This window comes from Nocardioides humilatus, from assembly GCF_008373755.1.
GTDB lineage: Bacteria > Actinomycetota > Actinomycetes > Propionibacteriales > Nocardioidaceae > Nocardioides > Nocardioides humilatus.
In genome coordinates this window covers 142561-164914 of record NZ_VUJV01000008.1, presented here as the reverse complement: position 1 = coordinate 164914, position 22354 = coordinate 142561, and the positions used below count along the sequence as shown (strand labels likewise).

Annotated in this window: 22 protein-coding genes and 1 riboswitch; of the genes, 20 read left to right on the top strand and 2 right to left on the bottom strand. The window is 69.5% G+C overall.

Features of this window, described 5'->3' with window-relative positions; all coding sequences use genetic code 11:
* The 5 genes from F0U44_RS20175 (at nt 1) to F0U44_RS20155 (ending at nt 6560) form a co-directional block, all read left to right on the top strand.
* Nucleotides 1-222, top strand: coding sequence for a hypothetical protein (locus F0U44_RS20175; RefSeq protein ID WP_223163767.1), 222 nt, complete (start codon nt 1-3; stop codon nt 220-222).
* A complete protein-coding gene (locus tag F0U44_RS20170) occupies nt 219-1199 on the top strand; it encodes a hypothetical protein (protein ID WP_149730174.1) in 981 nt (326 codons plus the stop codon). Before F0U44_RS20175 ends, F0U44_RS20170 begins: the two co-directional genes overlap by 4 nt.
* A gap of 107 nt (nt 1200-1306) precedes the next feature.
* The gene (locus F0U44_RS20165; protein WP_149730173.1) at nt 1307-3109 is read left to right on the top strand and encodes an aldehyde dehydrogenase family protein; all 1803 of its coding nucleotides are present in this window, start codon (nt 1307-1309) and stop codon (nt 3107-3109) included.
* Nucleotides 3090-4916: a patatin-like phospholipase family protein gene (locus tag F0U44_RS23790; RefSeq protein WP_149730172.1), complete on the top strand. Its 1827-nt coding sequence runs from the start codon at nt 3090-3092 to the stop codon at nt 4914-4916. Before F0U44_RS20165 ends, F0U44_RS23790 begins: the two co-directional genes overlap by 20 nt.
* A 3-nt stretch (nt 4917-4919) precedes the next feature.
* Nucleotides 4920-6560, top strand: a complete 1641-nt coding sequence (locus tag F0U44_RS20155; RefSeq protein ID WP_149730171.1) for an FAD-dependent oxidoreductase — start codon at nt 4920-4922, stop codon at nt 6558-6560.
* On the opposite strand, the gene F0U44_RS20150 is transcribed toward F0U44_RS20155, so the two are convergent.
* Complete coding sequence (locus F0U44_RS20150) at nt 6544-7440, bottom strand: adenylate/guanylate cyclase domain-containing protein (protein WP_149730170.1); 897 nt, start codon at nt 7438-7440, stop codon at nt 6544-6546. The genes F0U44_RS20155 and F0U44_RS20150 overlap by 17 nt on opposite strands.
* A 67-nt stretch (nt 7441-7507) precedes the next feature.
* Here F0U44_RS20150 and F0U44_RS20145 point away from each other — a divergent pair, with 67 nt between their 5' ends.
* The 15 genes from F0U44_RS20145 to F0U44_RS20075 all read left to right on the top strand — a co-directional run bounded on the left by F0U44_RS20145 (nt 7508) and on the right by F0U44_RS20075 (nt 20965).
* The gene (locus F0U44_RS20145; RefSeq protein WP_149730169.1) at nt 7508-8263 is read left to right on the top strand and encodes a CoA transferase subunit A; all 756 of its coding nucleotides are present in this window, start codon (nt 7508-7510) and stop codon (nt 8261-8263) included.
* A complete protein-coding gene (locus tag F0U44_RS20140; protein ID WP_149730168.1) occupies nt 8260-8907 on the top strand; it encodes a CoA transferase subunit B in 648 nt (215 codons plus the stop codon). Before F0U44_RS20145 ends, F0U44_RS20140 begins: the two co-directional genes overlap by 4 nt.
* Before the next feature lie 45 nt (nt 8908-8952).
* The gene (locus tag F0U44_RS20135) at nt 8953-10311 is read left to right on the top strand and encodes a hemolysin family protein (RefSeq protein WP_149730167.1); all 1359 of its coding nucleotides are present in this window, start codon (nt 8953-8955) and stop codon (nt 10309-10311) included.
* On the top strand, nt 10304-11368 hold the full coding sequence (locus F0U44_RS20130) for a hemolysin family protein (protein WP_149730166.1): 1065 nt from the start codon (nt 10304-10306) through the stop codon (nt 11366-11368). The genes F0U44_RS20135 and F0U44_RS20130 overlap by 8 nt, the downstream gene beginning before the upstream one ends.
* A gap of 30 nt (nt 11369-11398) precedes the next feature.
* A complete protein-coding gene (gene clsA / locus F0U44_RS20125; RefSeq protein ID WP_149730251.1) occupies nt 11399-12001 on the top strand; it encodes a cardiolipin synthase ClsA in 603 nt (200 codons plus the stop codon).
* Complete coding sequence (locus F0U44_RS20120) at nt 12001-12894, top strand: DUF881 domain-containing protein (protein WP_149730165.1); 894 nt, start codon at nt 12001-12003, stop codon at nt 12892-12894. Before clsA ends, F0U44_RS20120 begins: the two co-directional genes overlap by 1 nt.
* 3 nt (nt 12895-12897) lie before the next feature.
* On the top strand, nt 12898-13230 hold the full coding sequence (locus F0U44_RS20115; RefSeq protein ID WP_149730164.1) for a small basic family protein: 333 nt from the start codon (nt 12898-12900) through the stop codon (nt 13228-13230).
* A complete protein-coding gene (locus tag F0U44_RS20110) occupies nt 13223-14005 on the top strand; it encodes a DUF881 domain-containing protein (protein WP_149730163.1) in 783 nt (260 codons plus the stop codon). The genes F0U44_RS20115 and F0U44_RS20110 overlap by 8 nt, the downstream gene beginning before the upstream one ends.
* A 26-nt stretch (nt 14006-14031) precedes the next feature.
* A complete protein-coding gene (gcvH, locus tag F0U44_RS20105) occupies nt 14032-14421 on the top strand; it encodes a glycine cleavage system protein GcvH (protein ID WP_149730162.1) in 390 nt (129 codons plus the stop codon).
* 103 nt (nt 14422-14524) lie between these two features.
* Nucleotides 14525-15034, top strand: coding sequence for a zinc-ribbon and FHA domain-containing protein (locus F0U44_RS20100; RefSeq protein WP_149730161.1), 510 nt, complete (start codon nt 14525-14527; stop codon nt 15032-15034).
* Nucleotides 15035-15039: 5 nt separating this feature from the next.
* A complete protein-coding gene (gene ftsR / locus F0U44_RS20095; RefSeq protein ID WP_223163766.1) occupies nt 15040-15771 on the top strand; it encodes a transcriptional regulator FtsR in 732 nt (243 codons plus the stop codon).
* A 44-nt stretch (nt 15772-15815) separates the two neighbouring features.
* Complete coding sequence (locus tag F0U44_RS20090) at nt 15816-16283, top strand: bifunctional nuclease family protein (RefSeq protein WP_149730160.1); 468 nt, start codon at nt 15816-15818, stop codon at nt 16281-16283.
* 146 nt (nt 16284-16429) lie between these two features.
* The gene (locus F0U44_RS20085) at nt 16430-17026 is read left to right on the top strand and encodes a MerR family transcriptional regulator (protein WP_149730159.1); all 597 of its coding nucleotides are present in this window, start codon (nt 16430-16432) and stop codon (nt 17024-17026) included.
* 40 nt (nt 17027-17066) lie between these two features.
* A riboswitch (glycine riboswitch) is annotated at nt 17067-17157 on the top strand.
* 89 nt (nt 17158-17246) lie between these two features.
* A complete protein-coding gene (gcvP, locus tag F0U44_RS20080; protein WP_149730158.1) occupies nt 17247-20117 on the top strand; it encodes an aminomethyl-transferring glycine dehydrogenase in 2871 nt (956 codons plus the stop codon).
* Entirely contained in the window at nt 20114-20965 is an 852-nt protein-coding gene (locus F0U44_RS20075) for an acyl-CoA thioesterase domain-containing protein (protein WP_246160689.1), read from the top strand. Before gcvP ends, F0U44_RS20075 begins: the two co-directional genes overlap by 4 nt.
* A 16-nt stretch (nt 20966-20981) precedes the next feature.
* Here F0U44_RS20075 and F0U44_RS20070 read toward each other — a convergent pair whose 3' ends face one another.
* Nucleotides 20982-22343 (bottom strand): DNA recombination protein RmuC, encoded by a 1362-nt coding sequence (locus tag F0U44_RS20070; protein WP_223163765.1) that lies wholly within the window; start codon nt 22341-22343, stop codon nt 20982-20984.
* Nucleotides 22344-22354 lie beyond the last annotated feature (11 nt).

Here is a 22354-nt window from a genome sequence, read left to right as displayed (position 1 = left end):
ATGGTCGACCAAGTCATCACCGCCTGGGGACTGTTGCTGCCGGAGAGCACCCTGGACCAGCAGTGGTTCCGTGTCCTCGCCGCGTTCGTCGCCGTCAACACGCTGGTCTACGTGACCCTCTCGATCGCGAAGTCGCTGCCGCGGTTCTACTTCGACGACTGGCGCCGCCGTCGCTACCTGCGCGCCGAGACCCGCAGCATCCACCCGGACGGACCGCGATGAGACGCGCCGTCGCGCTCCTCCTCGTTGCCGGTCTCGGTGCGTGCGCGGCGGCTGGTCCCGATCCCTCGTCCTCGGCCACGCCGACGGACCGCGCGCCCGTGTCCGGGTGCTCGGTGTTCCCTGCCGACAACTGGTGGCGGGCCGACATCTCCGCACTGCCGGTGCACGAGCGCAGCGCCGCGTGGTTGCGCCACATGTCGACCAGCGGCAGCGACCTGCATCCCGACTTCGGCCCGTCGTACGGCGACGGCCCCGACTACGGCATCCCGGTGACCGTCGTCTCGAGCACCCACCCCAAGGTGGGCGTGCGTTTCGACTACGCCGACGAGAGCGACCGGGTGGGTTATCCGCTGGGCGACGACACCCGGATCGAGGGCGGGCGCCGCAGCGACGGTGACCGCCACGCGATCATCGTCGACAAGGACCGGTGCAAGCTCTACGAGACCTGGGCGACGCGACTGCGCAACGGAAACTGGAGGGCCGGGTCGGGAGCCGTGTGGAACCTGCGCTCCAACGCCCTACGGCCGGACGTCTGGACCTCCGCCGACGCCGCCGGTCTGGCCATCTTGCCGGGACTGCTGCGGTGGCGCGAGGTGCGCGACGACAAGATCGACCACGCCATCCGCTTCACGACCGACCAGACCAGCCAGTGGCACCTGTGGCCCGCCCGCCACGACGCCGGCGACTACGCGAGCCACTCCTACCCGCCGATGGGCGCTCGGTTCCGGATTCGCGCAGACTTCGTCGCGCCATCCGGTCTCGGCACCTATGCCGAGCGGGTCATCGCAGCGATGCAGACCTACGGGATGGTGCTCGCCGACAACGGCAGTCCGTGGTTCTTCCAGGGCGAGCAGAACGGCAACTGGCCCGAGGCGCTGATCGATGACCTCAAGCAGATCCCAGCGAGCGCTTTCGAGGCCGTGGACACCTCCTCGCTCCAGGTCGACCCTGACAGCGGACAGGTGAGCACCCCGTAATCACCCCATCGACGGTGGTGGAGGGCCAAACTGGGGGCCTAGCATGACGAAGACCCGCCCCTGGGCGGTCGTCGGAGTGTTCCCTCACGCGCCAGGAGGCGGAAGCCATGAGCCTGCCCGGATTCTTCGATGCCCTCTCGGACGAGCACCGCGAGACCGTCGCCAAGCTCCTGACCGAGGTCGAGTTCGCACCCGGCACGACGATCTTCACCGAGGGCGATGAGGGCGACGCCGCCTACTTCATCGACGAGGGCGACGTCCGCATCGAGCTGGAGCTCCCGGAGGTCGACACCGAGTCGGTGCTCCGCTACGAGGGTCCCGGCTCCACCCTCGGCGAGGTCGCGCTCCTCGACCGGCTGCCCCGCTCGGCGACCGCGGTCGCCGACACCCACGTCCGCGCGCGCACGATCACGACCGCGAGCATCGACGAGCTCGCCGTCCGCGAGCCCGGTGCGGCCCTGGCCCTGACGCTCGAGCTCGCCCGCGATGCGACGGCGAAGCTGCGCACCCTCACCAACCAGGTCTCCGACCTGATGTTCGCCACCGCGCCCGACCCCGTCGTGGACGACCTGGTGGATCGCGCGGTGGCGGCCCAGACAGCCTTCGCCGACTGGCCCGAGGACCGGGTCGACGCACTCCTCGGCAAGCTCACGGCGGTCTTCCTCGAGCACGCCCCGGCACTGGCTCAGGCCACGGTCGAGGAGACCCACATCGGCAACGTCGACGACAAGACGCTCAAGAACATGGTCGCTGCCCAAGGGGTCTACGACTCGTTGGTCGGCCAGGTCGGTGCGGGCACGATCAGCACTGACGAGAAGACCCAGGTCACCGAGATCGCGGCCGCGGCCGGCGTCGTCTTCGGACTCGTCCCGGTCACCAACCCGGTGGCGACCGCCTACTTCAAAACCTTGGTCTGCCTCAAGTCGCGCAACGCCGTGATCCTCAGCTTCCACCATGCCGTCCTCGGAGTCGGCAACCAGGTCGGCGAGCTCATCCGCGGGGTGTTGGAGGCGGAGGGCGCCCCCGCCGACATCGTGCTGTGGGTCAAGAAGCGCGGTAGCCGCAAGCTCACCCAGCAGTTCATGAGCCACCCGGGCGTGTCACTGATCCTGGCCACGGGCGGGTCCGCGATGGTGCAGGCGGCCTACAGCTCCGGCACCCCGGCGCTCGGGGTCGGACCGGGCAACGCGCCGACCTGGATCGCCGCCGACGCCGACCTCCCGGCCGCGGCGTCGTCGGTGGTCATGTCGAAGTCGTTCGACAACGGCGTCATCTGCGGGGCCGAGCACAACCTCGTCGTCGATCGTGCGGTCCGGGAGGAGTTCATCGCCCAGCTCGAGGCCAGCGGGGCCGCGGTCCTCAGTCCCGAGGAGGCCGAGACCTTCATGAAGGCCGCCGTCGATCCGGCGACCAACCGTTTCCAAGGAGTCACCGTCGGTCAGTCCGCGGCGACGATCGCGGGATTCACCGGTATCGCGCGGCCCTACGACATCAAGGTGATCGTCGTCCCGGCCTCCTGGGACGGCGAGGACGACCCACTGGCGGCCGAGAAGATGACCCCGATCCTGTCGCTCTTCGACGTCGAGGGTGACGACGAGGCCATCGCGCTGTCCCTGCGGCTGCTGGCGTTCATGGGCACCGGCCACACCTCGATCATCCACTCGCAGGACCCCGACCGCGTCGCGCGTTTCGGCGCGGCGATGCCGACCAGCCGGATCCTGGCCAACTCGCCCGGCGCTCACGGGGTGTTCGGCGTGACCACGGGACTCACGCCGTCGCTCACGCTCGGTTGCGGCACGTTCGGCGGCAACTCCACGACCGACAACGTCACCTTCAAGAACCTCCGCAACATCAAGCGGCTCGCACGACTGGTCCAGCCCGGGGCAGGCGATGCGGACCATCCGGGCTGAGCCGCGCCACGCGGTCGGGGCGCTCGCCGGCTGCGCTGTCTTCACGGGCATGCCCGAGGCGCGCCTGGAGGAGCTCGCACGGTCGATGGAGTGGACGGTCCTGGACCGCGGCGAGGTGCTGATGCGCACCGGAGACCCCGGAGACGATCTCTTCGTGGTGGCCGGCGGCCGCCTCAACGTGTCGATCGTCGGAGCCGACGGCACCGAGACCATCGTGCGCGAGATCGGCCGGGGCTCGACCGTGGGAGAGGTCGCCCTGCTCACCGGTTCACGTCGTACGGCGACCGTGCGCGCCGTGCGGGACACGTTGGTGGGCCGGCTGTCCCGAGCCTCCTTCGTCAAGCTGATGGAGGAGGACCCGAGCAGCGCCCTCGAGCTGACCCGGGTCGTCGCCGGCTGGCTGCTGCCGGGCAGTCCGCCGCGTCGGACGAGTGCTCCGGCCACCGTCGCGCTGGTGCCGGCCTCCGGCACCGACGTGCGTGAGGTCGCCGCGCGGCTCGCCGCCGCCACGCCGCTGCGCGCCCTCGACCCCGAGACGGTCGACGCTGCCCTCGGAGAAGGCGCCGCACGGTCGCCCGCCGGTTCGGAGCATGAGCGCGCGCTGGCCGACTTCTTCGACTCGGCGGAGGTCGCCGACCCGTTGATCCTGCTGCTCGCCGACCCCGACCTGGAGTCGTCGTGGACCGAGCGGGTGCTGCGCCGGGCCGACCGGGTGCTCGTGGTCGCGCCCGGGGGAGTGCGCCCGGACCGTCATGCCCGCGGCCTGCTCGCCCGCGTCGCCGCGACGACGGCCGAGGTCCCGCGCGAGCTCGTCGTCCTGCACCACCGTGGGCGGGCGACGACGGGGGTCACCGAGCTCTGGCGCGACGCCGGCGAGCTCGGTCGCCAGACCCATGTGACCGTTGCCGACGACGGCGACTGGCAGCGGCTGGCCCGTCACCTCACGGGTCGAGCCACGGGCCTCGTCCTCGGCGGGGGAGGCGCGCGCGGCTTTGCCCACATCGGCGTGCTGCGCGCACTCGACGAGGCGGGCATCGCCATCGACCGGGTCGGCGGCAGCAGCATGGGGGCGATGGTCGGCGGCCTGTGGTCGATCGGGCTCGAGCCTGACGAGATCGTCGAGCGCAACCGCGAGGTCTGGCACGAGATCCGCCCCCTGAAAGGGTTCACGCTGCCGTTCGTCGCACTGCACGGCTCGCGCCGCAGCCGCGTCGCGATGGCGGAATGCTTCGGCGACCGCCGCATCGAGGACCAGGCCCGTGAGTTCTTCTGCACCTCGACCAACCTCACCCGCAACCGGAGCGTGATCCACACCAGCGGGCCGCTCAGCCGTTACGTGCTGGCGAGCATGTCGATCCCGGGCATCGTGGCGCCGGTGATCGACCACGGCGAGCTGCTGGTCGACGGGGGAGTGCTCGACAACCTCCCGGTCGACCCGATGAGCCGCACGGGGGCCGGTCGCGTGATCGCCAGCGACGTGTCGCCGCCGCGCACCTTCTCGGTCGGTTCGCACTGGCAGCAGGAGCCGGGCCTCGTCCAGGTGCTACGTCACCGCATCCGGCAGGGGGCCGGCACGGCGTTCCCGAGCATCGTGCGGATCCTGGAGCGCACCGCGACGCTGGCGAGCGATCGCGCGGCCAACACGCAACGGATGCGCAGCGACGTGCGTTTCATCGCACCTCCGGTCGAGAAGTACGACACCTTGGACATGCGCCACCTCGACGAGATCGTCGAGGTCGGTTATCGGTCGGCCGTCGAGACCATTGCCCGATGGCACCAGGCCGACGATGACAACGAGGAGGACTGACTGATGGTGGCAGCTCGGAGGAAGCCCCTGCGGGTCGTGTGCCTGGGTGGCGGGTGGACAGCGATCTACCTGTCCCGCTCGCTCAAGAAGGCGATCAACAAGGGCGATGTCGAGCTGACGATCGTCAGCCGCGACAACTTCCACACCTTCCACGGCTTCATCGCCGAGATGCTGACCGGCAAGGTGTCCCCGACCAACATCACCAGCCCGTCGCGGCGGCTCTTCCCGCCGGCTCGGTTCCACAACGCCGAGATCAAGTCGGTCGACGTTGAGAAGAAGACGGTCACGACCTCACGGCTGCTCGACGGCAAGGAGCAGGTGCTCGACTACGACCACCTGGTCATCGCCCTGGGGTCGATCGACGACCTGTCGCGCTATCCAGGGATCGCCCAGCACGCCCTCCAGCTGAAGACCTACTCCGACAACTTCAAGGTCCGCAGCCACCTGCTCGCGATGTTGGAGATGGCCGAGGCCGAGCCCGACCCGGTCGAGCGGCGACGACTGCTCACTTTTGTGGTGGTCGGTGCCGGCTTCGGTGGCGTCGAGGTCGCGACCGAACTGATGGACTACTTCCAGCGCCTGGCCCGCAAGGAGTACGCCGGCCTCGACCCTGACGAGATCCGGGTCGTCCTGGTGCACTCCGGTGACCGGATCCTGCCCGAGCTCGGCGAACGGCAGCCCAAGCTCATCGGCTACGCGGAGAAGACGATCGCGAAGGCCGGGATCGAGGTGATGACCGGCACCCGGATCTCCGCAGCGACCCGCGACGAGGCGATCCTGTCCGATGGCACCGTCGTGCCGACGCGGTCGATCATCAGCTCGTCCGGGACGGCGCTCTCGCCGCTGCTCGACCTGATGCCCTACGAGCGCGACGACCGCGGCCGGGTGATCACCGACGCCAACGTGCAGGTCCCCGGGACCGACGACGTCTGGGCTGCCGGTGACTGCGCCGCCGTACCCCACCCGCAGGGGGGCACCTGCCCGGCAGTGGCGATCTACGCGATGTACGCCGGCAAGCAGATCGGGCGCAACATCGTGCGGCAGATGGAGGGCAAGCCGCTCAAGCCCTTCACCTTCCCCGGCTTGGGTGATGCCTGTTCGCTCGGCCGTCGCAAGGCCGTGTCGCACCTGAAGGGGTTCCGGTTCTACGGCACCCCGGCGTGGATCGTGTGGCGGCTCTTCTTCTGGTGGTTCGTGCCGACCTGGGAGCGCAAGGCCGACATCGCCTTCGACTGGCTGTGCGCGCCCTTCTTCGGCCGCGACATCGTCGGCGTCGGCGTCGCGACGCCCTACGGGCTCAGGCGTGAGCACTACGAGACCGGACAGCCCGTGGTGCGGCAGGGCGAGGTCGGGCAGGCGATCTACGTCATCACGAGCGGCACTGCCGAGATCATCCGCGAGACACCTGAGGGGCCGGTGGTCGTGACGACCCTGGGCTCGGGTGACCACTTCGGCGAGAAGGCGGTCTTCGAGAAGTCGAGGCGTACGGCGACGGTGCGGGCGACCTCACCGCTCGAGGTGCTCTCGCTCGGCGAGGCCGAGGCACGGGCACTCGCCGAGACGATCAGCGTGTTCGGTGCGGCCGTGCGCGAGCTTCCCAACGAGCCGGAGCACAACCCGGCGCCGCTCAGCCCGGCTGGGTGAACCTGAAACTGGTCGCGCCGACGACGACCTCGTCACCGTCGACGAGCGGCCGGGCCATGGTGACCTCCTCGCCGTTGACGGTCGTGCCGTGCGTCGACTGCAGATCGGTGAGCACGAACCCGGCAGGAGTGCCGGTGATCGCGCAGTGGTGGCGGCTGACGAGCGTGTCGGTCAGCACGAGGTCGTTGTCGGGCATCCGGCCGATGCGCAGCCCGTGCTCGTTGACGGTGAGGCTGCGGCCGTCGTCCATGATCAGCTCGGCGTTGGACACGGCAGCGGGCCGGTAGAGCGTCCGCGCGATGACCGCCGCCGCTGCGCCGGACGTGCCGAGCGACTTGATCCGCGGGAAGGACGACAACATCCCCTCGGCGTGGATCTGGAACAGCCGCTCCTCCTCGGCGAGGTCCTTGAGCGGGTGGCGGCCCAGGTCGGTGAACTCGATGCCGTCGGGCTTCCGTGGGAAGGAGGCGATCACCGCTTGCGACGCGACGACCTGCCCTCCGTTGGCCGTGCCCATGATGCGCGCGGCGCGGTGGACGTCGTAGCCGACGTAGCTGCCGTCGTACGACGAAACCATGCCGATGTGGAGACCCATCCGCGACCGGATCGGCTGCCCGCCCGGCCAGTCGACGGCCGCGAGCTCGCGCTGCGCCTGGAGCGCGGCGGCGACCGCGTCCTCGACCGACCCGAAGACGACGAAGAACCCGTCGCCGGCCGTGTCGACCTCGTGGCCCTGGTGGGCCGCCCAGGCGCGACGGCACGTCTCGCGGTGCAGCCGGAGGACGTCCTTCCACTGGTCGCCGAGACGATTGGCGACCAGCGTGGACCCCTCGATGTCGGAGAACAGCATGGCCAGGCGCTGCTGTGACAGCTCGCTCACCCGGCCACTCTATTGTTCGGAGCGGACGGGCTGCGCAACAACGCATCGCAGGAGGGCTTGAGAACAGATGGACAAGGTGGTGGCGAGCGCCGCAGAGGCGATCGCGGACATTCCCGACGGAGCGACCGTGTCGGTCGGCGGATTCGGTCTGTGCGGCATCCCGTCGGTCCTGATCGACGCCCTGCTCGCCCAGGGCGCGACCGACCTCGAGGCGGTCTCCAACAACTGCGGTGTCGACGAGTGGGGCCTGGGCCGGCTGCTGTTCGCCCGCCGCCTGCGGCGGATGGTGTCGTCCTACGTGGGGGAGAACAAGGAGTTCGCTCGCCAGTACCTCTCCGGCGAGCTCGAGGTCGAGCTGACCCCGCAGGGGACCTTGGCCGAGCGGATGCGGGCGGGTGGATCCGGCATCCCGGCCTTCTTCACCGCGACCGGTGTCGGCACCCAGGTGGCCGACGGCGGCCTGCCGTGGCGCTACGACGCGTCCGGCGCCGTCGTGGTGGCCTCGCCCCCGAAGGAGGTGCGGACCTTCGGCGGTCGGGACTACGTGCTCGAGGAGGCGATCGTCGCTGACTTCGGTCTCGTGCGCGCCTGGAAGGGCGACCGGCACGGCAACCTGATCTACCGCGACTCGGCCCGCAACTTCAATCCGCTGGCCGCGATGTGCGGACGCATCACGATCGCCGAGGTCGAGGAGCTGGTCGAACCCGGCGAGCTCGATCCCAACAACATCCACACCCCGGGCGTGTTCGTGCAACGCGTCGTCGCCCTGACGCCCGAGCAGGCCGCGGACAAGCGCATCGAGAAGAGGACGGTAACCCCGTGAGCTGGACTCGCGAGCAGATGGCGGCCCGGGCCGCTTCTGAGCTGACCGACGGTTCCTACGTCAACCTCGGGATCGGCCTGCCGACCCTCGTGCCCAACTACGTCCCCGACGGGGTCGAGCTGATCCTCCAGTCGGAGAACGGCATCCTCGGCGTCGGTCCCTACCCGACCGAGGACAACGTGCACCCCGACCTGATCAACGCCGGCAAGGAGACGGTCACGATCAACCGCGGGGCCTCGTTCTTCGACTCGGCCACGTCGTTCGGGATGATCCGCGGCGGGAAGATCGATGCGGCGATCCTGGGCGCGATGCAGGTGTCGGTGAAGGGTGACATCGCCAACTGGATGATCCCGGGGAAGATGGTCAAGGGGATGGGCGGCGCGATGGACCTGGTCCACGGCGCGAAGCGGGTGATCGTGCTGATGGAGCACACCGCGCGTGACGGTGCCTTCAAGATCGTCAACGAGTGCTCGTTGCCCTACACCGGTCTGCGGGTGGTCCAGCGGATCATCACCGAGCTCGGCGTGATCGACATCGAGGACGACGGGCTGCACCTGGTCGAGCTCGCCCCCGACGTCACCGTCGAACAGGTCCGCGCTGCCACGGAGCCACCGCTGCTCTCCGTGCCCCCATCGGCGGGATGACCGGGGTCGCTACGCTTCAGCGATCATGACTGACGGTCAACATCGATGACGACAGCCTTGCTGCTCCTCGCGGTCGCCCTGCTCCTGGTGCTGCTCTGCGGGACGTTCGTCGCGGCTGAGTTCGCACTGGTGACGGTCGACCGCAGCCAGGTCGACAAAGCAGCGGCGGAGGGTGACCCGACCGCGGTCGGTGTCCAACGGGCACTCCGCACGTTGTCGACGCAGCTGTCCGGCGCGCAGGTGGGCATCACCGCGACCAACCTCGGCATCGGTTTCCTCGCCGAGCCGGCGATGTCCGAGCTGCTCCGGTCGCCGTTGGAAGCGGCCGGTATCTCCCACGACGCCGTCGGCCCGGTCGCGCTGACCGCCGGTCTGGTGCTCAGCACGATCCTCACCATGCTCATCGGTGAGCTGGTGCCCAAGAACGTCGCGCTCGCGCTGCCGATGGCGACCGCTCGAGCCACCCAAGGTCCGATGCGCGCCTTTACTGGCGCGATCAGGCTGCCCATCCGGTTCCTCAACGGCGCGGCCAACGCGATCGTGCGATGGTTCGGGATCGAGCCGCAGGAGGAGCTGCGTTCTGCGCGCAGCTCGACCGAGCTGGCGTCGCTGATCCAGCGCAGCGCCGACGTCGGCACGCTCGACGCCGAGACGGCCGAGCTGATGGAGAAGTCGGTGGAGTTCGGCACGCGGACCGCCGGCGAGATCATGACGCCGCGCGTGCGCACCCGGTCGCTCGACGACAACGACCGTGCCAGCGCGATCATCGACCTCGCTCGTGAGACCGGGCACTCGCGATTCCCGGTGCTCGACGAGACCGACGCCGTCGTCGGCACGGTGCATGTGAAGAACGCGGTCGCGCTCCCCGTCTCGGAACGCGCGACCACCAAGGTCAAGCACCTGATGGCCAAACCGATCATCGTCCCTGACAGCCTCCGGCTCGACCCGCTGATGGCCCTGCTCCGCAAGGACGGCTTCCAGATGGCGGTGGTGCTCGACGAGTACGGCGGCCACGCCGGCATCGTCACGCTCGAGGACGTCGTCGAGGAGATCGTCGGTGACATCGCCGACGAGCACGACCGGCTGGGCAGCCGTGGCCGGTTGCGCCGCGACGGCACTTGGTCGCTCTCCGGACTGCTCCGGCCCGACGAGGTCGAGGACCTCACCGAGCTCGAGCTGCCCGAGGGGGAGGACTACGACACGATCGCCGGTCTGTTCCTCAAGATCCTGGGTCGGATCCCGTCGACGGGCGACCACGTCGTCGTACCCCTGCCGGAGCAGCGCTCGGAGTCAGGCAGCGAGGACCCTCCGCGGCGCCACGTCGTGCTGACCGTCGAGCACATGGACGGGTTGCGCATCGACCGGCTGGCCCTGCGCGTCGAGGAGGGGAGCGTCGATGAATAGCCTCACCGCCCTCTTCGTCACGGTCGTGCTTCTGGCTGGCAACGCCTTCTTCGTCGCGACCGAGTTTGCCCTGGTCTCGGCGCGGCGCAGCCAGATCGAGCCGCGCGCGCAGGCCGGGTCGCGGCTCGCACGGACGACGCTGCGGGCGCTCGGGCAGATGCCGCACATGATCGCCGGCATCCAGCTCGGCGTGACGGTGTGTTCCCTGCTCCTCGGTGCGATCGCCGAACCGGCGATCTCGCACCTCATCGAGCCTGGGTTCGAGGCGCTTCACGTGCCCGAGAACCTGCTCCACCCCGTGGGGTTCGCGGTCGCGCTCGGGTTCGTCGCCTTCCTGCACGTCGTGCTCGGGGAGATGGTCCCCAAGAACATCACCCTCGCCGGCCCGGACCGGGCAGCGCTCCTGCTGGCGCCCCCGATGCTCGGCCTGGTCACGGTCCTGCGGCCCGTGATCACCCTCCTCGACGCGATGGCGAAGGCCATCTTGCGCCTGCTGCGGGTCGAGCCGAAAGACGAGCTGAGCTCGACCTTCACCCGCGAGGAGGTGGCTGCCCTCGTGGAGGAGTCCCGCGGTGAGGGCCTGTTGGCCAAGGACGAGTACGACCGGCTCGCGGGTGCGCTCGGCTTCACCGAGAAGACCGTCACCGGCGTGATGATGCCGCCCGAGTCGCTCACGACCGTGCGGCGCGGGTCGACCGGCGCCGACGTCGAAGCCGTCTGCGCGGCCACCGGCTACAGCCGGTTCCCCGTCATCGACGAGCTCGAGGACGGGAGCGTCGAGCTGATCGGTTACCTCCACATCAAGGACGTGCTCGAGCCGGATGAGGCGCGCCGGCACCGGCCCGTCGCCGACCGCTGGGTCCGCCCCTTCGCGACGGTGGGGGAGGACGCCCTGCTCCACGACGTGCTCGAGAACCTGCAACGTCGCGGTGCCCACATGGCGCGGGTCGTGACGGAAGACGGGGCGACGCTCGGTGTCGCAGCGCTCGAGGACGTCATCGAGGAGCTGGTCGGAGAGATCCGCGACGCGGCCCACTCCGACGAACTCGGCCCCTGAGTAACTAGGGTGTCCTCCGTGGCTCCGACGATGCGCGACGAAGGTCAGTCGGCTGCCATTTTCACGATCCCCAATGTGCTGAGCTTCCTCCGGCTCGCAGGGGTGCCGCTCTTCCTGTGGTTGGTGCTCGGGCCCGAGGAGGACGCCTGGGCGCTGGTCCTCCTGATGGTGTCCGGGGTGACCGACTTCCTCGACGGCTGGCTCGCCCGGAAGCTCAACCAGCAGTCCGCGCTGGGACAGGTCCTGGACCCCGTCGCCGACCGGCTCTACATCCTGGCCGTCGTCGTCGGCCTCGGACTGCGCGACGTCATCCCGTGGTGGCTCGCCGTGTCGCTGCCGTTGCGCGACCTCCTCCTCTGGGGGCTGGTCCCGATGCTGCGCACCCGCGGCTACAGCGCCCTTCCGGTGCACTTCGTCGGCAAGGCCGCCACTTTCAACCTGCTCTACGCCTTCCCGCTGCTGCTGCTCGGTGACGGCGAGGGCGACATCGCCACCCTGGCGCAGCCGTTCGGGTGGGCGCTGGCCCTGTGGGGGATCGGCCTCTACTGGTGGGCCGGCGTGCTCTACGCGTGGCAGGTGCGCAAGCTGCTCGCCACGACCGAGCGTCGCTCGGCCCGCTCGGCAGGTCATTGATGACCGCCGCGCCCGAGGTCCCCGGCCAGACCGACGCGGTCACCGCCCGCACCCGCACGCCGCTGCTGACCCTGATCTCGGCCGAGGCCCTGGAGCGCGACTACCAGATGGTCGCGTTGCGCCGTGTCCAGCAGGGCGGGTCGCCGAGCCGGCGCGGCGGTTGGCTGTCGGGAGGGTTGGGAGTCATCACGATCGTGGCTGTCTTCGGCTTCCTGGTCACCCTCGCTGCCGTTCAGACGTCGCGCAACGCCGACGTCACCGACGCCAGCCGCGCGACGCTGATCGACCGGATCGATGCCCGTCGCGCCGCCGTACGCAGCCAACAGCGCGCCATCTCCGACCTGCGTGACGACAACACGAAGGCCGAGGCCGACCTGATCGAGCTGAACGGCCAGGTCAACGACGTCGAGGGCGACGCGACCGATCTCGGCGCCGTCACCGGCTTCACTCCCGTGGTGGGGGAGGGCATCCGGATCCAGCTCGACAACGCGCCCTACGCCGACCCCGACACCGAGCACATCCGCGACTCCGACCTGGCCATGCTGGTCAACGCGCTCTGGACCGCGGGCGCCGAGGCCATCGCGATCAACGGGCAGCGGATCTCCTCGCGCACCGCGATCCGCAACTCGGGCACCGCGATCGAGGTCAACAGCATCGGGATCGCGCCGCCCTACGTCGTCCAGGCGATCGGCAACGTCAACACGCTCTCGTCGCGCGTGGTCGAGTCCGGCAGCGGCGCGTCCTTCGGAGTGCTGGCCGGTGACTACGGCTGGTCCTACGACGTGGACAATGTGGCGGAGCTGCGACTTCCGGCTGCACCGGCGCGACTGCGCCAGCTACGGTCAGCCGAACAGGCGTCGCAGGGTGGACGAGCACCGGAAGGAGACGGGTAGCAGGTGATCGCAGTCCTCGGCCTGCTCGTCGGCGTCGTGCTGGGCATCGTGTTCCAGCCGGACGTCCCGCTCGGTCTCGAGCCCTACCTGCCGATCGCTGTCGTGGCGGCCCTCGACGCCGTCTTCGGCGCGCTGCGCGCCTACCTCGACGGCATCTTCGACGACAAGGTCTTCGTCGTCTCCTTCATCAGCAACGTCCTGATCGCTTCGGGCATCGTCTACCTCGGCGACCGGCTGGGGGTCGGCGGTCAGCTGTCGACGGGTGTCATCGTCGTGCTCGGCATCCGGATCTTCACCAACGTGGCAGCGATCCGGAGACACGTCTTCCATGCCTGACACCGCCGCGCCCGACCCGGACGTACCTGACCCGGACGTCACGTCTCCGGCCGGTGACGACGGCCCGCGTCAGCGCCTGGTCGCCGGGCTGCTCAAGCCATCGCGAAGCCAGATCGTGGTCGGGCTGCTCCTCGCGGTCGTCGGGTTCGCCGCTGTCACCCAGGTCCGGGCCAACTCGACCGACGACACCTACTCCGGTCAGCGCGAGCAGGAGCTCATCGACATCTTGTCTGCTCTGGCGGGCACCCGGCAGCGAGCCGAGGAGGAGATCTCCGAGCTCGAGGACGTGCGCGACCAGCTCCAGGACGACACCAGCAAGCGGCGGGCCGCGCTGGAACAGGCTCAGGAGGACGTCGACGAGCTCAACATCCTCGCCGGGCTGGTGCCCGTCACCGGGCCGGGCATCCGCATCACGATCCAGGAGGAGACCGGTCGGGTGACGCTGTCCTCGCTCCTCGACACGATCGAAGAGCTGCGGACCGCGCAGGCAGAGGCGATGCAGCTCAACGGCACGATCCGGATCGTCGCCCAGACCTCCTTCGAGGAGACCTCCGGTGGGTTCCTCGTCGACGGCGAGCTGGTGGAGGCGCCCTACGTCCTCGACGTGATCGGCGACCCGTCGTTGCTCGCGTCGTCCCTGGAGTTCCTGCTCGGACCGCGCAAGCAGCTCGAGGAGGACGGCGCGACGATCGACGTCGACCAGCTCGGCTCGATCGACATCGAGTCTGTCAGCGAAGCTGCCCAGCCGGACTTCGCCGACCCCGATGCCGGCTAGCGCGAGGGTTGAGTACCCTTCCGCCCATGACCACCCCAGGCGACCTCAAGTACACCGTTGAGCACGAGTGGCTGCGCACTCCCGGCGAGCAGCCGGGCTCGGTGCGGGTGGGCATCACCGACTACGCCCAGGACGCGCTCGGCGACATCGTCTACGTCTCGCTCCCCGACGTGGGCGCGAGCCTCACGGCCGGCAGCGCGTGCGGTGAGCTCGAGTCGACGAAGTCCGTCAGCGACGTCTACGCGCCGGTCAGCGGCGAGGTCGTGGCGCGCAACGAGGCCCTCGACGCCACCCCCGAGCTCGTCAACAGCGACCCCTACGGCGACGGCTGGTTGTTCGAGATCGTTCCGGCCGACGCCGGTGAGCTCGACAGCCTGCTCGACGCCGCCGGCTACGAGGCCCAGATCGGCGGATAGTCGCGACACCCCTCGCGCCACGCTGACGAGGGGTACCGACCGGGGTGTAGGTTTCGAACCATCGACCTCATCCTCAGCCTGAGGGAAGCCTCGAGGAGTACTGATGCCCTTCTGCACCGCTTGCGGTCGGCAGAACCCGGACGACGCCCGGTTCTGCTCCCAGTGCGGGACCCGTCTTGTCGCACCCGAGCCCACGATCGAACCCGGTGACGCCACCGCGACGATCAGCTTCTCCGGCGCCGACAAGGTGGAGACGTCCGACCGTCAGCTGAGCGCGATCGACGCCGCGGCTGTCGACGCCCTCCCCATCGGTTCGGCGTTGCTCGTCGTGCAGAAGGGGCCCGGTGCCGGCAGTCGGTTCCTGCTCGACCAGGACGTGGTCAACGCCGGACGCCACCCGGAGAGCGAGATCTTCCTGGACGACGTGACCGTCTCGCGCCGGCACGCGGTGTTCAACCGTGCCGGCGACGGCTACACGGTGAGTGACGTCGGCAGTCTCAACGGCACCTACGTCAACCGCGACCGGATCGAGACGGTGTCGTTGAAGGACAGCGACGAGGTCCAGATCGGCAAATACCGGTTGGTGTTCTTCGCAGGGCACGAGGACGTCTGACGCCCGTGGGGATCTCGTCCGCGGAACGTCCCGATCCGCTCCTCAACATCGGCCAGGTCCTCGACCTGCTGCGCCCGGACTTCCCGGACATCACGATCCCCAAGATCCGGTTCTGGGAAGAGAAGGGCCTCATCAAGCCCGAGCGCACCCCCGCCGGCTACCGCAAGTTCTCCGACCGTGACGTCGACCGGCTCCGCTACGTCTTGAAGATGAAGCGCGACCACTACCTGCCGCTCGACGTCATCCGCGATCACCTCGACGCGATCGACCGGGGTCTCGCGCCGCCGCAGATCGACGAGGTCGTTCCGACCGTGCCGAAGGTCGCTCTGGCGTCTGACGGGCTTCCCGCCGCCGAGTCGTTCCGGCGCACCGACAACTTCCGTCTCTCGCGCAAGGAGCTGGTCAAGATCGCGGAGATCGGCGACGACCTTCTCGGTCAGCTGGAGGACTTCGGCCTCATCTCGGCCGGACCGACCGGTCACTACGACACCGACGCCCTCGTGATCGCGCAGGCGGCACGCGAGCTCGCCGAGTTCGGGCTCGAGCCGCGCCACCTGCGGGCGTTCAAGACGGCGGCTGACCGTGAGGTCGGGCTCGTCGAGCAGGTCGTGGCTCCGGTGCGCAAGAGCCGCGACGCGACGGCGTCGGCGCGTGCCGAGGAGGCGATCAGCGAGATCGCCGCCCTGTCGATCCGCCTGCACGCCACCTTGGTGAAGGCGGGCCTTCGCCGCCTCTGACGCACCCGGTCCGCCGCTGCCTGCCCGGGGGTAGGGTTGGAGCCATGCGCGAGGTCGACGTGATGGGTGTGCGGGTCGAGATGCCCTCGAACCAGCCGATCGTGCTGCTGCGTGAGGTCTCGGGAGAGCGCTACCTGCCGATCTGGATCGGCGCGGTCGAGGCGACCGCGATCGCGTTCGCGCAGCAGGGCGTCGTCCCACCTCGGCCGCTGACGCACGACCTGATGAAGGACATCCTCGCGGCGACGGGCAACGAGCTCACGCAGGTGCGGATCACCGACGTCAAGGACGGCGTCTTCTACGCGACGCTGGTCTTCGGCTCGGGCGCCGAGGTCAGTGCACGCCCGTCGGACTCCATCGCGCTCGCGCTCCGCACCGGCACCGCGATCTACTGCGCCGACGAGGTGCTGGACGAGGCCGGACTGGCCGTCCCGGCCGAGCAGGAGGACGAGGTCGAGCGTTTCCGTGAGTTCCTCGACCACGTGTCTCCCGAGGACTTCGAAGCTCTTTGAGACCCTTTTGCCCTCAACTAACCCTCAACTAGAGGGTGAGAGTTGCGACACGCCGGGGCGAGGTCTTTGACCATGCCTTGCGGAGCGCCGTACCTTGAGGAGTCGGCAGCTTTCCCCCGCCGACCGGACCACAACCGGAGGACCGAGTGAACGAGCACCAGCCCGACGCAGGCAGCCAGGCTGCTGACGTCGCCGCCGGCGTCGCCGAGGAGCAGGGTCTGCTCTTCAACGACGACGTGTCTCCGCTCCCCAGCGACCTCGGCTACCGCGGTCCGACTGCGTGCAACGCGGCCGGCATCACCTACCGCCAGCTCGACTACTGGGCCCGCACGGGTCTGATCGAGCCGAGTGTCCGGGGTGCGTCGGGCAGTGGCTCGCAGCGCCTCTACAGCTTCCGCGACATCTTGATCCTCAAGGTCATCAAGCGGCTCCTCGACGCCGGGATCTCGCTCCAGCAGATCCGCACGGCCGTCACCCACCTGCGCGAGCGCGGCACCGATGACCTGACCCAGGTCACGCTGATGAGCGACGGCGCCTCGGTCTACTACTGCACCAGCAACGACGAGGTCATCGACCTGCTTCAGGGTGGGCAGGGTGTCTTCGGCATCGCCATCGGTGGGGTGTGGCGCGAGATCGAGGGCACGCTCGCCGAGCTCCCCAGCGAGCACGCGGCGCAGGAGTCGACCGAGCCGACCGCCGGCGACGAGCTGGCAGCGCGACGCGCTGCACGCAGCGCGGTCTGACTGACCGCGCCTGGCTGAGCGGCTGTTATTCTTCAGCCGCTGATCCCACACGGGAGAGTCTGGGCTCGACCCAGCGCCGAAGGGGCAAATCCTCCCCGGAACCTCTCAGGCACCAGGACCGTGTGGACGGGCAACTGTGGAGCCGTGCGCTGGGCAAGTAACAGGGCAGGGTGACAGAGGGGGAGGGACCCGAGATCGACCGATCCCTAAGGTGCCTTCCTTGACTGACGTCCCCTCCCTGCCCGAGCTCGACGGCGCGCTGCCCTTCGTCAGCCGCCACCTCGGCCCCGACGACGCCGGCATCGCGACGATGCTCGAACGCCTCGGCTATGACTCGCTCGAGGGCTTGATGTCGGCTGCTGTGCCGAAGGCGATCCGGACAGTGGCCCCGCTCGACCTTCCGGCTGCGCTCAGCGAGGCCGCCGTCGCGAGCGAGCTACGCGCACTCGCCGGGGCCAACAGCCCGCTGGAGACGATGCTCGGTCTGGGCTACCACGCGACGATCACGCCGCCGGTCGTGCGCCGCAACGTGCTCGAGGACCCGAGTTGGTACACCGCCTACACGCCGTACCAGCCGGAGATCTCGCAGGGCCGCCTCGAGGCGCTGCTCAACTTCCAGACGATGATCAGCGACCTGACCGGTCTGCCGACCGCTGGCTCCTCGCTCCTCGACGAGGGCACGGCTGCCGCGGAGGCGCTGGCGCTGGTCCACCGTGCGCGCCGTTCGATCAGCGGCCCGTTCGTGCTCGACGCCGACGCCCTCCCGCAGACGATCGACGTGGTCCGCACCCGGGCCGAGGCGATCGGCATGGAGGTCACCGTCGCCGATCTCTCCGCTGGGCTGCCCGAGGGTGACCTGGCCGGTGTCCTCATCCAGTATCCGGGTGCGTCCGGACGGATCCTCGACCCGCGCCCCCTGATCGAGGCCGTTCACGAGCGGGGCGGGCTCGCCGTCGTCGCGGCCGACCTGCTCGCCCTCACCGTCCTCGAGGCGCCCGGTGCGCTCGGTGCCGACGTTGTGGTGGGATCCAGCCAGCGTTTCGGTGTCCCGCTGTTCTACGGCGGCCCGCACGCCGGCTTCATGAGCGTGGCCGCCGGGCTCGAGCGTCAGATCCCGGGACGCCTCGTCGGCGTCTCGATCGACGCTGAGGGTCGTCCGGCCTACCGCTTGGCCCTGCAGACCCGTGAGCAGCACATCCGTCGCGACAAGGCCACCTCCAACATCTGTACCGCCCAGGTGCTGCTGGCCGTCACCGCATCGATGTACGCCGTCTACCACGGCCCCGAGGGCCTCCGGCAGATCGCGACGCGCACCCACCGCTACGCCGCGGTGCTCGCCCACGCGCTGTCCGAGGGCGGCTTCGCCCCGACCAACGAACAGTTCTTCGACACCCTGACCGTGCCGGTGCCGGGGAGGGCCGCCGACCTGGTCGCCAGCACGCGGAGCCTGGGTGTGCACCTGCGTCTGGTCGACGCCGACACCGTCGCCCTGTCGACCTCGGAGTGCACCACGCGTGCCACTGTCTCGACCGTCCTGAAGGCGTTCGGGCTCGAGCCGGTCGACCTCGACGACGTCGATCGCACCACGTCCGATGCACTGCCGGGCGCGCTGCGTCGCGCGTCGGACTACCTGACCCACCCGGTGTTCAACACCCACCACAACGAGACGTCGATGTTGCGCTACCTGCACCGGCTCTCCAACCGGGACTACGCGCTGGACCGCGGCATGATCCCGCTCGGCTCGTGCACGATGAAGCTCAACGCCACGACCGAGATGGAGCCTGTCTCGCTCCCGGGCTTCGCCGACCTGCACCCGTTCGTGCCCGCCGCGGACGCGTCCGGTTATCTCGAGCTGGTCGCGCAGCTCGAGAGCTGGCTGGCTGAGGTGACCGGCTACGACAAGGTGTCGATCCAGCCCAACGCAGGCGCACAGGGCGAGTTCGCCGGCATGCTCGCGATCCGTGCGTTCCACGACGCCAACGGTGACCACGACCGCCGCGTGTGCCTGATCCCGTCATCGGCCCACGGCACCAACCCCGCCTCGGCGGTGATGGCCGGGATGTCGGTCGTCGTGGTCAAGGCCAACGACGACGGCACCGTCGACCTCGACGACCTGCGTGCCAAGTGCGAGCAGCACGCCGCGACGCTGGCCGCGATCATGGTGACCTACCCCTCGACCCACGGGGTCTACGAGGAGACGATCACCGAGCTGTGCGAGATCGTCCACGAGCACGGTGGGCAGGTCTACATCGACGGTGCCAACTTCAACGCGCTGCTGGGCTACGCCAAGCCGGGTCAGTTCGGCGGAGACGTCTCCCACCTCAACCTGCACAAGACCTTCTGCATCCCGCACGGCGGCGGCGGTCCGGGTGTGGGCCCGGTCGCGGTCCGGTCCCACCTGGCTCCCTATCTTCCGTCACACCCGCTGCACCCCGAGGAGTCGAAGCGCGAAGGGGTCGGCGCGATCAGCGCGGCGCCCTACGGCTCGACCGGCATCCTGCCGATCTCGTGGGCCTACGTGCGGATGATGGGCGCCGAGGGTCTCGCTCAGGCGACGGCCGTCGCGGTGTTGTCGGCCAACTATGTCGCCGCGCGCCTCGGTGAGCACTACCCGGTGCTCTACCGCGGCGAGTCCGGTCTGGTCGCCCACGAGTGCATCCTGGACCTGCGCGAGATCACGAAGGAGACGGGCGTGACCGTCGATGACGTCGCCAAGCGACTCGTCGACTACGGCTTCCACGCGCCGACGATGTCCTTCCCGGTCGCGGGCACGCTGATGGTCGAGCCGACCGAGTCGGAGGACCTCGCCGAGGTCGACCGCTTCTGCGACGCGATGATCGCGATCAAGGGCGAGATCGACCGTGTCGCCGCTGGTGAGATCGCGGTCGAGGACGCGCCGCTGCGGCACGCGCCCCACACGGCCCGTGCGCTGGTGGGGGAGTGGGACCACCCCTATTCCCGCGAGGAGGCCGTCTTCCCGGCGGGGATCACCGTCGACAAGTACTGGCCGCCGGTGGCCCGGATCGACCAGGCCTACGGTGACCGCAACCTGGTCTGTGCCTGCCCGCCCATGGACGCCTACGCGGAGTGAGTGACGAGGGGTTCGTGCTCGGCTGGTGGCGGGCCGAGGGCGACGGCTTCTTACCGATGCCGCTTGCGCAGAGCCTGTGGAGCACCGAGCAGATCCACGGCGTCGCCGTCAGCGGATTGCTTGCGCGAGCGCTGGAGCGGGCGGTCGGGGCGGCTGGCCGCGACGACCTGGTGCCGGCGCGCTACCACGTCGACCTGTTCCGTCCGGCGCGGATGGAGGTCACGACCACCTCGGCTGTCGTGGTGCGCGAGGGCCCACGGCTGATGCTGCTCGATGCCGTGGTCGAACAGAGCGACGGGGTCGTGGCTCGCGCGACCGCGACCTTCCTCAAGCCGTCGGCCGAGGCGGACGGCAGCGTCTGGAGCGCGACGGACCGCCCGGTCCCGCCGCCTGATGACGTCGCGCCGACGAGCGGGGAGCACCACGTGCCGTTCTTCGCGAGCGAGCAGCCCTGGTCCAACAACTTCTCCGAGCACCAGAACCCCGGTCGTCATCAGACCTGGCAGACGGCGATGCCGATCGTCGTCGACGAGAACTGCACCCCCTTCCAGGCCGCCGCCTCGGTCGCCGATGCGGCGAGCCTGGTGACCAACTGGGGTGCCGCCGGGGTCGAGCACATCAACACCGACATCAGCCTGACGCTGGCGCGACTGCCGGAGAGCACGTCGCTGGGGCTTCGGGCGCTCGACCACGTGGCGGCTGACGGGCTCGCCGTGGGGGTGGCGGAGGTCTTCGACCGTCGCGGCCCGCTGGGCACCGCGACGGTTGCCGCCCTGGTCAACACCCGCCGTTCGGTCGACCTCGCCGGATCAGGGGGCGACAAGCCGAAGGGCATGCCAGGCGTCTAAGGCGTGTCCTGCCTGTTCAGCCCGCGTCGCGGGTCTCGTCGACGATCTCGGCCTCGAGGGGCTCGACGTCGAAGATGGTGAGCTCCTCGCGGTCGAGGTCGGCGATCACCTCGAGGTCGGGGCTGGTCATCGTTCGCGGCGCTTCCTCGATGGCAGCGGGGGCCGCGATCTGAGCCGCCAGCGGCTCAGCGGCGTTGAGCTTGCGGGCCGCCGGGAGCACCGAGCGCTCGAGCGAACCAGTGAAGGCGTTGTAGTCCTTCACGCTGCGCTGGATCGAGCGGCCGAGCTTGTCGACGTGCTCGGCGAGCTTGACGATGCGTCGGTAGAGCACCTGGCCCAGCTCGAACAGCACCTGCGCGTCCTCGGTCAGTGCCTCCTGCTTCCAGGTGAAGGCGACCGTCTTGAGCATGCTCCAGAGGTTGGTCGGCGTCGCCAGCACGATGCCCTGCTGGAAGGCGTGCTCCATCAGCGACGGGTCGACCTCGAGGGCCGCGTTGAGCAGCTGCTCGTTGGGGATGAACGCGACGGTGAACTCCGGGCTCACAGGGAGCCCCGTCCAATACCCCTTACGGGCGAGGGTGTCGACGTGACCACGCACCTTCTTCGCGTGGTCGAGGAGGAGGCGGTCACGCACCTCGGGCTCGATGCCGGCTCGATGGGCGTCCATGAAGGAGTTGTAGGGGGCCTTGGCGTCGATCGCCATGTGCTTGCCACCCGGCAGGTTGATCACCATGTCGGGGCGGCGCGAGCCCGAGTCGGCGTCGACGGACGCCTGCAGCTCGAAGTCGATCCGGTTGAGCAGGCCGGCGGTCTCGACCAGCGTGCGCAGCTGCGTCTCGCCCCACGCGCCACGGACCGCGTTGTTCTTGAGGACCGAAGCCAACGTGTCGGCTGCCTTGCGCGACTCCTCGACCGACTGCTGGGTGTGGCGGATCTGGGTGGCGAGCTCGGCGTGCTGCTGGACGCGGGACTTCTCCAGGTCGTCGACCTTGCGCTGCATCGAGCGGAGATGCTCGACGACCGGGGTCAGCGTCTTGAGCACCTGGGTCTGACCGGCCTCGCCCTTCTCGCGCTCCTGCTGGGCCGTCCGCTGCTGGTTGAGCAGCTCCTGGTGCTGCTCGCGTGCCGCGACGAGCGCATCCCGCAGCTCGTCGACGGTGGCCTGGGCCGAGGCGAGGTCGGCCTGGATCTCGGCGCGCGCCTCGATCTCCTGCCGGCGCACCTGCTCCAGGACCGTCTGATGGCGCGCCGCGACGACCTCGGGCGCTTCGCCCGGGGTCTCCGCGACCATGACCGGCGGCGTCATGCGGGCGCGGACCACCCATCCGACGACGACGCCGATGACCAGACCGAGGAGCAGCAGACCGAGGGTTTCCATGATGGAAACAG

Coding starts and splice junctions, on each gene's coding strand:
- F0U44_RS20175 (WP_223163767.1), top strand. CDS start 1: ATGGTCGACCAAGTCATCACCGCCTGGGGACTGTTGCTGCCGGAGAGC.
- F0U44_RS20170 (WP_149730174.1), top strand. CDS start 219: ATGAGACGCGCCGTCGCGCTCCTCCTCGTTGCCGGTCTCGGTGCGTGC.
- F0U44_RS20165 (WP_149730173.1), top strand. CDS start 1,307: ATGAGCCTGCCCGGATTCTTCGATGCCCTCTCGGACGAGCACCGCGAG.
- F0U44_RS23790 (WP_149730172.1), top strand. CDS start 3,090: ATGCGGACCATCCGGGCTGAGCCGCGCCACGCGGTCGGGGCGCTCGCC.
- F0U44_RS20155 (WP_149730171.1), top strand. CDS start 4,920: ATGGTGGCAGCTCGGAGGAAGCCCCTGCGGGTCGTGTGCCTGGGTGGC.
- F0U44_RS20145 (WP_149730169.1), top strand. CDS start 7,508: ATGGACAAGGTGGTGGCGAGCGCCGCAGAGGCGATCGCGGACATTCCC.
- F0U44_RS20135 (WP_149730167.1), top strand. CDS start 8,953: ATGACGACAGCCTTGCTGCTCCTCGCGGTCGCCCTGCTCCTGGTGCTG.
- F0U44_RS20130 (WP_149730166.1), top strand. CDS start 10,304: ATGAATAGCCTCACCGCCCTCTTCGTCACGGTCGTGCTTCTGGCTGGC.
- clsA (WP_149730251.1), top strand. CDS start 11,399: ATGCGCGACGAAGGTCAGTCGGCTGCCATTTTCACGATCCCCAATGTG.
- F0U44_RS20120 (WP_149730165.1), top strand. CDS start 12,001: ATGACCGCCGCGCCCGAGGTCCCCGGCCAGACCGACGCGGTCACCGCC.
- F0U44_RS20110 (WP_149730163.1), top strand. CDS start 13,223: ATGCCTGACACCGCCGCGCCCGACCCGGACGTACCTGACCCGGACGTC.
- gcvH (WP_149730162.1), top strand. CDS start 14,032: ATGACCACCCCAGGCGACCTCAAGTACACCGTTGAGCACGAGTGGCTG.
- F0U44_RS20100 (WP_149730161.1), top strand. CDS start 14,525: ATGCCCTTCTGCACCGCTTGCGGTCGGCAGAACCCGGACGACGCCCGG.
- F0U44_RS20090 (WP_149730160.1), top strand. CDS start 15,816: ATGCGCGAGGTCGACGTGATGGGTGTGCGGGTCGAGATGCCCTCGAAC.
- F0U44_RS20070 (WP_223163765.1), bottom strand. CDS start 22,343: ATGGAAACCCTCGGTCTGCTGCTCCTCGGTCTGGTCATCGGCGTCGTC.